Source organism: Streptomyces sp. SID486 (genome assembly GCF_009865385.1).
Taxonomy (GTDB): Bacteria; Actinomycetota; Actinomycetes; order Streptomycetales; family Streptomycetaceae; genus Streptomyces.
In genome coordinates, this window is the sequence record NZ_WWJT01000575.1 from 1 (window position 1) to 2,312 (window position 2,312).

A 2,312-nucleotide genomic window follows, 5' to 3' on the forward strand; every position below is an offset into this window, starting at 1 on the left:
ACGTCCCGCGCTACTGGACCGGGTTGCCCCACGGCGTCCTCGGCGCCACCCTCCTCGCCTCGGCGCTGTGCGGGCTGCTGGCGCTGGCCCTCACGGCGCGCGCGGCGCCGGCCCGGCTCGTCGCGGCGACGGCCGCCGTCGGCGTGACGTCGGTGCTGGCCGCGGGGCAGGTGCTCGGTGGCCGGTTCGGCCTCCCGGTCCCGGCCCGGCTGGCGGCGGCGACCCTGGCCCCGCCCTGGCTGGCCGGCCCGGCGGCGGCAGCAGCCGCCCTGGGCGCGCTGTCGGTCCTGCTGACCGCCCTGAACGCGGGCGACACCCACGGCGAGGGCGTGCGCTGAGCCGGGGGTGCGGCGAGGGGGTGCGCCGCGCGGTGTGGTGGCGCTGGTGTGCGCTGAGCCGGGGGTGCCGTGCGGGGGCGCGCTGGCCGGGGGACCGGGTAAAGACGGTACGGCCGCCGGGCCCTCGTCGGTCAGGACTCCGTCGTGCCCCGCGGCAGCGGCCGGGCCGCGCGCAGGCTGCGTACGGCGAGGAGCAGGACGCCGATGTCGTCCAGGTAGATGGGGTCCGGCAGCAGATCGGTGGGCAGCAGCAGGTACGCGACCGCGCCCCAGAACACCCATCGCGGGCCCGTCGGCAGCCCCGCCCGCCGCAGCGTCTGCCGGGTCCGCACCAGCCGGACCAGCAGACCGACGGCGACGGCGAGCAGCACCGCCGCGACGCCGAAGGCGATCACCCACAGGGTCGTGGTCGTGTCCATCGTGGCTCCTCCTCGGGCGGGACGGCGGCTCCTCCTCGGGCGGGGCGGACGGCTAGGACGAGCCGCCCTCCGCGTCCTCGCGGTTGCCCTCCCGGTCTTTCTGGTCGTCCGTGTCCGTACGGATGCCCGCGTCCGAGCCGTTCTCTCCGGCGGTGCCGCCGGGCACGCCGTCCGCCGCGTGTTCCGGCCGTACGTCCGCGGCGGGCTCGGCCTGCTGCCGGCCCAGGGCCGTGAGCTTCAGCCGCTCGAACGTGCGCGTCAGCTGCTGCAGCGCGCCCGGTGTCCGGGACCCGGGCCGCTGCTGCGGAACGGCGGGCGCGGGGACGTCACGGTAGGCGGCCAGCGCCTCCAGCGCCTGCTCGGCGGCCTGTTTGTACAGGTCCCGGGACTTGGTCATCGCCTCCAGCGCGTCGGCGTACATGGTCACCAGCCCGCGATGGCGCTCCAGCTCTTCACCGACGGTCAGCAGGGTCCAGTTCTCGCGGAGGTCCGTCAGTGCCTCGCCGGCGTCCCGCGGCAGGGGCCGGGGCAGCGCGACGAAGTGCCGCAGCGCGGCGAGCAGCTCGGCCGGTTCCGAACCGTCCAGGAACACGCTGCGCACGCTGTGCCGGCCGCCGTCGTACCCTTCCGGCGCCGGGTCCGGCGGCAGCAGCACCGCGCCGCCGCGCGGCACCTCGACACCGAGGTCCTTCAGCGCCCAGTTGACCCCGCGCAGCTGCTGGGGCGTGGCCCGGTGCTCGACCACGCGGTGCCGCAGACCGGGCGGCAGCAGCCGCGCCAGCGGCCGCCGGCCCCGTTCGTCCGGCGTCATCGCCTCGTGCACGACGACGTGGACGCACCACGCCTGCCGGGCCGCCTCGCGCAGCCGGCGGCGCATGTCCTTGTCGTCCTCGGGCAGTGCGTTGGCCCGGCGCAGCCGCAGTCCCTCGAGTGTCGGGTGATGGTCCCAGGAGCCGTCGCCGTCATCGTCCTCGCCCTCGGGCCAGAACAGGGCGACCGGCGAGGGCCATGCCTCGTCCCACGGCCGCTCCGCCTCCGCGACCAGTCGCCACTCGTGGCCCCGCGGCCGGCCGTCGAGCGGTACGAGGGTGAGCCGGGCCCGCACGGTCACCGTGCCGTCGGCCCGCCAGCGGGCCTCGAAGACCCGCCGGGCGGGATCCTCGGCCGCCGAAGGCTCGGCGAAGTCGTCTATGGCCCCGCTCTCCTTGTGCCGTCGCAGGGTGCGGCGGACGACGTCCTCGGGAGCGGGGCCGGTGTGGCGGCCCCGGGCAGCCCAGAGGGTCTGTGGGACGGTGGCGTGGTCGCTGGCGGAGTTCGACATGAGCCAATCTGCTGATGGGGGCGGGTGCGCCTCCCAGTATCACTGGTGGACGCGGTGACACGGCCGCCGGGGGCCCGGCCCCGCGCGTCGCCGGGAGTGCGACCGGCGCAGAGGGGGGCGCGCGGTCCGGCTGGGGTGTGCGCGGCGCGCGTCAGGGGAGCCGGCTCCCGGTGCCGGGCGCACGGCCGCCGCCCCCCTGGGGCTCCCTGCCCGCCGCGTCCTCCCGCTCTGACG

2 protein-coding genes and 1 pseudogene are annotated in these 2,312 nt (G+C 77.2%); 1 reads left to right on the plus strand and 2 read right to left on the minus strand.

What is annotated here, in order from left to right:
* Nucleotides 1-338: pseudogene (locus GT045_RS26830) on the plus strand (hypothetical protein); the annotation flags it as partial.
* A gap of 131 nt (nucleotides 339-469) precedes the next feature.
* On the opposite strand, the gene GT045_RS26835 reads toward GT045_RS26830, so the two are convergent.
* On the minus strand, nucleotides 470-757 hold the full coding sequence (locus tag GT045_RS26835; RefSeq protein ID WP_161288542.1) for a DUF1232 domain-containing protein: 288 nt from the start codon (nucleotides 755-757) through the stop codon (nucleotides 470-472).
* Nucleotides 758-809: 52 nt separating this feature from the next.
* Complete coding sequence (locus tag GT045_RS26840; RefSeq protein WP_237538902.1) at nucleotides 810-2,078, minus strand: hypothetical protein; 1,269 nt, start codon at nucleotides 2,076-2,078, stop codon at nucleotides 810-812.
* Nucleotides 2,079-2,312: the final 234 nt, after the last annotated feature.

Bases quoted from the DNA above. Each gene is read 5' to 3' on its own strand.
- GT045_RS26835 (WP_161288542.1), bottom strand. From the start codon at position 757: ATGGACACGACCACGACCCTGTGGGTGATCGCCTTCGGCGTCGCGGCG.
- GT045_RS26840 (WP_237538902.1), bottom strand. From the start codon at position 2,078: ATGTCGAACTCCGCCAGCGACCACGCCACCGTCCCACAGACCCTCTGG.